We start from the raw sequence: 7,788 nt of genomic DNA, 5'->3' as shown, positions 1-7,788 counted from the left end.
ATACACCCGTCGGTGAGCTCAAAAGAGAAACAACAGATCGGCACAAGTCTACTCACGCCAGGTCCTAAGACCCGGCCGCAAGGACAAACGCCGCCCGCGTCTCCCTTCCTCAATCCAACTTGTCAAAGAGCGCCCCGGAACCCGGGGCTCATCAGAGGCAAACAGAAGACCGCCCGGCAATCCCGCCGGCCAGTCCCGCCGCTTGTCAGAAGATGGCTCAGCGCCCGGTCCACTTCCGCGGCCGGCGCCGATGAGCCGGGGTATAGAGCCCTCGGAATCGCCCGTCAACACCCTTTTCGCCGGCGGGTGCGTCGGGCCTGCCCCGAAGCCTCCCGGTGGACGATCCCGGTGTCCTCTGTACGGGACTGGCGCTCGGCCGCGGCACGCCTCAATCTCGACACGCTGGGCCGTGAGATGAGATTACCGGGCGCGGGTGGCGCGCTCCGGTATGGTCGAGTCCGGCCTCAGCGCCGTGGGTCCTGCAGGGACGCCCGTTCGCCATCGTCTTCTCAGGGCCTTCGAGTGAAGCGCGAGCGACTCAAGATCGGCGATGTGGCCGCCCTCCCCTCGGCCCGCGGTGGGCACGAGCCCCTCGATCATCTCGGCGCGACCGCGACGCAGATCGACCGGCGCGCCGTCAACCTCCGCTGGCTCTGCGCCAGCAGCCTCACGGGCCTGACCGGCGCCGGCCTGATCGCGGCGGCGCTCCACGTGTCTCTCCAGGGCGACGTCTCTTTCGCGGCCATTCCCGAGAAGGCGACCATCATGCCCCGGCCTCAGCCGAGCGAGAGCGGCGCAAACATCGCCCGCAAGGGCGACCGGCTGGTGCGCAACCTCATGATCGCCTCGGCCAAGCAGAGCTTCAAGGCGCCCGTCACGGTCCGCCTCGGCGACCGCGAGATCATCAAGGCCAAGGCCTTCGTGCGGCTGACCACGCCCTTGTCGATGACGACGGGCGTCTACGCCAGCGAGCCTCCCCGCTTCGACCCGATGAAATTCGTCTCCGACGAGCCGCTGGAGCGCGCGCCCGACGCGTCCGCCGACGCGCCCAGCGCCGAAGTCACCGTGGTCAAGCGCGATCTCGCCGACGCCGCCGTCGATGCCAGCGCGCCCGCCCTCACCGACGACGACGTCACCGCGCAGGTGGAGGAGGAGCGCCGCATCGCCGCCGAGGCGGGACGCCGCGCCGCCATCCCGATCGCGCCGCAGATCATGCTGTCGCGGACGCTCCAGCAGGGCGCGACCGGAGACGGCGACGGCGCGGCGCCGAAGGAGGCGAACCCGTTCAAGTCGATCGAGGTGCTGGTCGTCCCGGAGAACGTCACCAAGGTCGCCAAGATCGAGTTGAAGGCCAACGAGGCTCCGCTCGTGGAGGAGCGCGATCTCGCGCTGAAGCGCGGCGAGACCGTGGAAACCACGCTGAAGGCCACCGGCTTCGCGAGCGACGACGCCGTCCGCGGCATCGTCGCCGCGCTCGGCGGCAAGACCCGCACGGCTGCCCTCAGCGAGGGCCAGCCGATGCGCGTCCAGATCGCGCCCGGCCCGCGTCCCGGCGATCCCCGGCAGGTCATGCGCGTGGTGCTCTACGGCGAGAACGGGATCGAGGGGATCGCGGCGCTGAACGACCGCGGCGCCTTCGTCTCGGTGGCGCCCCCCGCCGAGGAGGTTCCATCCCCCAAGGCGCAGCCTCAGGCGGAGGCCGGCGAGGACGAGGACGAGGATTCCGGCTCCGGGCCGCGCCTGTACCAGAGCCTGTACGAGACGGCCGCGCGCCACGACCTGCCGCGGGCGACCGTCGAGGATATCGTCCGGGTCTTCAGCTACGACCTCGACTTCCAGCGCCGCATCAGCAGCGGCGACGGACTCGACGTCTTCTACAGCACCGACGACGATGCCAGCGCCGATCGTCCGGACCTGCTCTACGCGGCGCTGACGCTCGGCGGCGAGACCCGCAGGGTCTACCGCTTCCAGTCCCCGGACGACGGCACGATCGACTATCTGGACGAGCAGGGCCGGTCGCTGAAAAAGTTCCTGCTGCGCAAGCCGATCGCCGACGGAATCATGCGCTCCGGCTTCGGCTACCGCCGGCACCCGGTCCTGGGCTACGCCAAGCTGCACACGGGCGTCGACTGGTCGAACCCGATCGGCACCCCGATCATGGCGGCCGGTAACGGCGTGGTGATCCGCGCGGAGATGACCTCGGGCTACGGCAACCGGGTCGAGATCCAGCACGTCAACGGCTACGTGACGACCTACAACCACATGTCGCGGTTCGGCCGCGGCATCCGCGAGGGCGTCAAGGTCCGGCAGGGCCAGATCGTCGGCTATGTCGGCTCGACCGGCCTGTCCACCGGCGCGCACCTCCACTACGAGGTGATCATCAACGGCCACTTCGTCGACCCGATGAAGATCCGCGTCCCCCGCGGCCGGGAGCTCGACGGGCGCCTGCTCGCCGATTTCAAGCGCCAGCGCGAGCAGATCGACGCCACTATGCAGAAATCGAAGAGCGCCACAGCCCTCGCCCAGCGCGACGCGGCGGTTCGCTGAGGGTGCGCGTCGCCGCTCAGGCGAAGCCGAGCCGGGCGCGGACAGCCTGGGGCGTCGCGCCGGCCTCCCGGAGGTCGGCGAGGGATCGCGAGCCGCGCGACTTGGACAGCTTCTCGCCCCCGGCATCGAGCAGCAGCGGGTGGTGGCGGTAGCGCGGCACCGGCAGCCCGAGCAGGGCCTGGAGGAGCACGTGCAGGTCGGTGGCCGCCTCCAGGTCGCGGCCGCGCACCACGTGGGTGATCCCCTCGACCGCGTCGTCGTGGACCACGGCGAGATGGTAGCTCGTCGGCACGTCGCGCCGGGCGATCACCGCGTCGCCCCAGCGTGTCGGATCCGCCGCGATCCGGTGCGCGCCGGTCCCGTCGAAGGCGACGTAGCCGTGCGTCGGGCCGGCGCGGCGCGTCGCGGCCGCCATGTCGAGCCGCCAGGTATGCGGGTCGCCGCGGGCGATCCGGTCCGCTGCCGCCGGGCCCAGGTGGCGGCAGGTGCCGGGATAGAGGGGCACGCCGTCCGGATCGCGGGGGCTGTCGACGCCCGAGGCGATGCGCGCCCGGATCTGGCCGCGTGAGCAGAAGCACGGATAGGCGAGCCCGCGGCCGATCAGCCCGTCGAGGGCGGCCCGATAGTCCGCCATGTGCCGGGACTGATGCCGCACCGGCTCGGGATAGGTCAGCCCGAGCCAGGCGAGGTCGGTGACGATCCCGTGGACGAAGTCCGGCTTCGAGCGCGCGGGATCGATGTCCTCGATCCGGAGGCGGCAGACGCCGCCCATCCGGGCGGCGAGGTCCGCGTTGAGCAGGGCCGAGTAGGCGTGGCCGAGGTGCAGCCGCCCGTTCGGGCTCGGCGCGAAGCGCAGCACCGGCGCCTCGGCGCTCACGGGCCGGACCGCCGGATCAGCCGTCGCGGCGGTGCAGGCACTGCAGCGCGCCGGGCTGGCAGGCGATCCCGGGCAGCGAGCAGGCCGGCCCCTCCGCCAGGCGCCGGCAGACCGTGCAGCCGTCGCTCCACTCGAGGCAGGCCGGGTCCTCGGCCGCCGAGACCGCCGGCGCCCCGTGCCGCGCGGGCGTCAGGGCGCCGATCAGGACGGTGGCGATCACGAGGAGTGCGGCGCCCCAGGCGGCGAGCGCGCCGCTCGACGAGCGCGGTGCGGGCGGCGATGGGCTGGCTGTCGACATGGGCGTCCTGTTGGCGCGGGACCCGCCCGCCTGTCAACGCGCGCCCTCAGGCGGCGCGCGCGGACTGCCGCTCCAGCAGCGGCGGCAGCAGCTTCAGGTTCAGCGGCTTGGCCAGGAACCCGTCGAAGCCGGCCGCCCGGGCGGCGGCCTCGTCCTCTCGACCGGCATTCGCGGTCAGCGCGACGAGGTGGAGCCGCTGCGCCCCGTCCGATTCCGCGGCGCGGATCCGCCGGGCGGTCTCGTGCCCGTCGAGGCGGGGCATCCGCACGTCGATCAGCGCGAGGTCGAAGGGGCCGTCCGTCTCCAGACGCGCGAGGGCCTCGAGGCCGTCGGCGGCGTGGACCACCGTGGCGCCGAGCCGCTCCAGGGCCCGGGTCGCCAGCAGGGCGTTGATCGGGTTGTCCTCGGCCAGCAGGACCCGAAGGCTGCTGCCGACGCGCGGCGGCACCGCCGGCGGGGCCGCCGCGGCCTCGACCGGGCCCGCCGACGCGAGCAGGCGCTCGAACAGGGAGCGCGGCCGGACCGGCTTGATCAGGTAGCCGTCGAAACCCGCCGCGCCGGGGGCCCCGAAGCCGCGCCGGTCGAACGGCGAGAGGAGCACGAGGCTGGTGCGGACCCCGCAGGCGCGCGCCGCGTCGGCGATCTGCCGCACCGCCGTGTCGCCCAGAGCCCGGTCGGCCAGCACCGCGTCGAAGGCCGCGCCCGACAGGGCGTCGAGGCCCGAATCCAGGCTGTCGACGATGACGGTGGCGGCCCCGGCCCGGGACAGGCTGCGGGCGAGGTAGGGGGCCTGGAACGGGGAGTCGGCGACGATCAGGCAGCGCCGCGGGGCGAGCGTCGGCAGCGGCGCGCGCCCGACGCCCTCGGCCCCCGCGACCTCGGCGAGGGGCAGCAGGACCCGGAAGGTCGAGCCCCGCCCGAGGCGCGAGTCCGCCTCGATCCGCCCGCCCATGCGGGTCACGAGCCGCCGCGTGATGGCGAGCCCCAGGCCGGTGCCCTCGTGGCTGCGGCTCGCGCTGCCGTCGCCCTGCTCGAACTCCTCGAACAGGATCGGCAGCCTCTCCTCCGGGATGCCCGGGCCGGTATCCGCCACGGCGAGCACGACCTCGCCGCCGGTCCCGGCCCGCGCGAAGCCCAGGCTGACGCCGACGCCGCCGCGCTCGGTGAACTTGATCGCGTTGCCGGCGAGGTTGATCAGGATCTGCCGCACCCGGTCGGCATCGCCCAGCACGGCGGCCGGGAAGTCCTCGGCCACGTCGAGGGCGATCTCGATGCCCTTGTCCTGGGCGCGGGGCGCCAGCAGCTCGACGACCCCCTCGGAGAGCGCCGGCAGGTCGAAGGGCTCGGCCGCGAGGTCGAGGCGCCCGGCCTCGATCCGCGAGAAGTCGAGGACCCCGTCGATCAGGCCGAGCAGCGCCTGGCCGCTGGTGCGGACCGCCTCGACGTAGGTGCGCTGCTCCGGATTCAGCTCGGTCCCGAGCACGAGGTCGGCCATGCCCAGGATGCCGTTGAGCGGCGTCCGCATCTCGTGGCTCACCGTCGCGAGGAAGCGGGATTTCGCGACGCTCGCCGCCTCGGCGCGCTCCAGGGCCGCGTCGCGGCTGCGGATCGCCTCGACCCGCGCGGTCACGTCCCGGCCCGCGCGCAGCCAGTGCGTCGCGTCGCCGTGCGCCACCGGCATCTCCACGAAGGCGAACCAGCGCGCCCGCCCGTCCGCCGTCCGGACCTGCGCCTCCAGGCGACGGACCCCGTCCGGCCCGATCTCCACGGCGTTCCGGTCGAGGATCTCGAGATCGTCGCGGGAGCCGATCAGCGCGATCGGCTCGCGGCCGAGCAGGCGGGCGAAATCCTCGTTGGCGTAGGTGATGCGTCCGCGGGCATCGCGCTGGACGATGATCTCGGTGGTGGCGGCCACCAGGGCCCGGTAGCGGTCCTCGCTCTCGCTGATCCGCCAGATGCGGTCCTGCAGCCGCTCGGCCTCGCGCTCGGCGCGCCGCGTGCCGAGCAGGCGCCAGAGGCCGAAGGCCAGAGCGGCCGCTGTCAGGAGCGCCAGGACAGGCGCCATCGTGTCGATCATTCCGGCCTCCCCGGCGTCGGGCCGGTTCGCGGCAGGATCGCAGCCGAAGCTGAAGGCGGCGTTGGGAAAGGCCCTTAACCGCCGGTTGCGGACTTTGCGGAGTCTGCGGCGGAGTCCGCGGCGGAGTCCGCGACGCGGCGCGCGCTTAACGGAACCGTGAGGTGATCCGAAAAGCGGCTCGCGAGTTGCCTGCCAGGACGCGGGTCCGGACGGAGACGGCACATGCCCGGTGAGCACTACGACGTCATCATTGTCGGGTCCGGACCCGGCGGCGGCACGATGGCGTGGCGCCTCGCCCAGACGGGCAAGCGCATCCTGCTGATCGAGCGCGGCGACTACCTGCTGCGGGAGCCGCGGAACTGGGACAGTCAGGCGGTGATCGTCGACGGCTACTACCAGGCCAAGGAGACGTGGTACTCCTCGGACGGCAAGAGCTTCCATCCGGGCCTGCACTACTACGTCGGCGGGAACTCGAAGTTCTACGGATCGATCCTCTTCCGCCTCCGCGAGAAGGACTTCGCCGAGATCCGCCACCAGGACGGCGTCGCGCCGGCCTGGCCGGTCGGCTACGACGTGTTCGAGCCGTACTACCAGGCGGCCGAGGAGCTGTTCCACGTCCACGGCCTGCGCGGCGAGGACCCGACCGAGCCCTGGTCGACGAAGCCCTACGCCCATCCGCCGGTGGCGCACGAGCCGCGGATCCAGGAGCTGTTCGACAACCTGAAGCGGGGCGGCCACCACCCGTTCCACCTGCCGGTGGGCGTGCGGCTGGTGGAGAAGGACGGGCGCGCGGTGCCGACCTCGCCCTGCATCAAGTGCGAATCCTTCGACGGCTTCCCCTGCCCCACCAACGGCAAGTCCGACGCGCAGACCATGGTGGTGGACCCGGCCCTGCGCGACTGCCCGAACCTGACGCTGCTCACCCGCACCTACGTCGAGCGCCTCGTCACCGACGCCTCGGGGCGAACCGTCACGGGCGTCGTCGGCACGCGCGACGGCGCGCCGTTCGAGGCCTCGGCCGACATCGTGGTGGTGGCCTGCGGTGCCCTCTCCTCGGCGCTGCTGCTGCTGCGCTCGGCCAGCGACCGGCACCCGAACGGCCTCGCCAACGGGTCGGACCAGGTCGGGCGCAACTACATGCGCCACAACAACTCGACGGTGCTGGCGATCTCGAAGGTCCCGAACCCGACCCGCTTCCAGAAGACGCTCGGCCTCAACGACTTCTACTTCGGCGATCCGGACCCGAAGGACGGCTGGGACTTTCCCCTCGGCCACATCCAGATGGTCGGCAAGTCGGACGGGGCCCAGATCCACGGCGAGGGCCTGCCGGGCTTCCTGCAGTGGTTCCCCGACAAACCCTTCGACTGGATCGCGAAGCACTCCGTCGACTTCTGGCTGACCTCCGAGGACGTGCCGCTGCCGCAGAACCGGATCTTCTACAAGGACGGCAAGGTCCATCTCGACCTCACCGAGACGAACGTCGAGGCGCACAAGCGGCTCCGGCACAAGCTGCGCGAGATCTGCAGCTTCACCGACATCCACCCGCACCTGTTCGACCGCTCGCTCTACCTCGGCAAGAACGTCCCGATCGGCGGGACGGCCCACCAGGCGGGGACCCTGCGGTTCGGCGCGGATCCGAGGACGTCGGTGCTCGACACGAACTGCAAGGCGCACGAGCTGGACAACCTCTACGTGACCGACGCCAGCTTCTTCCCGTCGATCGGCGCCGTGAACCCGACGCTGACGATCATCGCCAACGCCCTGCGGGTCGCCGATCATCTCGTCGCCCGGATGGGGGCCCGGGACGCGATCGCGCCGCCCCGGCTCTTCGACCACACCGAGCCGCGGGAGCCGCTGCCGGCCTGAGGATCGGCGGGGCGCGGAGCGCCGCTCTCCCCGGGTCGTCCCGTGGTGCCGGCACCGGACACGCGTGATCGTCCCCGCGCGCCTGGGCGCCGGGGGCATGGCCCGGGAGACCGCACGAGGGAC

Annotated in this window: 5 protein-coding genes; 2 read left to right on the top strand and 3 right to left on the bottom strand. The window is 72.4% G+C overall.

The window, feature by feature from the left end; genetic code table 11:
- The first annotated feature begins 522 nt into the window (after nt 1-522).
- A complete protein-coding gene (locus ACTJK8_RS31840; RefSeq protein ID WP_440763157.1) occupies nt 523-2,547 on the top strand; it encodes a peptidoglycan DD-metalloendopeptidase family protein in 2,025 nt (674 codons plus the stop codon).
- A gap of 16 nt (nt 2,548-2,563) precedes the next feature.
- Here the strand turns inward: ACTJK8_RS31840 and gluQRS are convergent, their stop codons facing one another.
- Genes gluQRS through ACTJK8_RS31825 form a run of 3 tightly spaced genes read right to left on the bottom strand, consistent with a single transcriptional unit; the run spans nt 2,564 to nt 5,799 of the window.
- Nucleotides 2,564-3,424 carry a tRNA glutamyl-Q(34) synthetase GluQRS gene (gluQRS, locus tag ACTJK8_RS31835; protein WP_440763156.1) on the bottom strand — a complete coding sequence of 287 codons (861 nt, stop codon included), beginning with the start codon at nt 3,422-3,424 and terminating at the stop codon, nt 2,564-2,566.
- 16 nt (nt 3,425-3,440) lie between these two features.
- Complete coding sequence (locus ACTJK8_RS31830) at nt 3,441-3,722, bottom strand: hypothetical protein (protein WP_440763155.1); 282 nt, start codon at nt 3,720-3,722, stop codon at nt 3,441-3,443.
- 46 nt (nt 3,723-3,768) lie between these two features.
- Nucleotides 3,769-5,799 (bottom strand): ATP-binding protein, encoded by a 2,031-nt coding sequence (locus ACTJK8_RS31825; RefSeq protein WP_012319361.1) that lies wholly within the window; start codon nt 5,797-5,799, stop codon nt 3,769-3,771.
- Nucleotides 5,800-6,021: 222 nt separating this feature from the next.
- On the opposite strand from ACTJK8_RS31825, the gene ACTJK8_RS31820 reads away from it, so the two are divergent.
- On the top strand, nt 6,022-7,665 hold the full coding sequence (locus ACTJK8_RS31820; RefSeq protein WP_116657076.1) for an FAD-dependent oxidoreductase: 1,644 nt from the start codon (nt 6,022-6,024) through the stop codon (nt 7,663-7,665).
- The last annotated feature ends 123 nt before the right edge of the window (nt 7,666-7,788 follow it).

The sequence above is a fragment of the Methylobacterium sp. 22177 genome (assembly GCF_052045615.1).
Classification (GTDB): Bacteria; Pseudomonadota; Alphaproteobacteria; order Rhizobiales; family Beijerinckiaceae; genus Methylobacterium; species Methylobacterium radiotolerans.
Note: the sequence above shows the minus strand (reverse complement) of the source record. Positions and strands in the feature narration are given on the sequence as shown.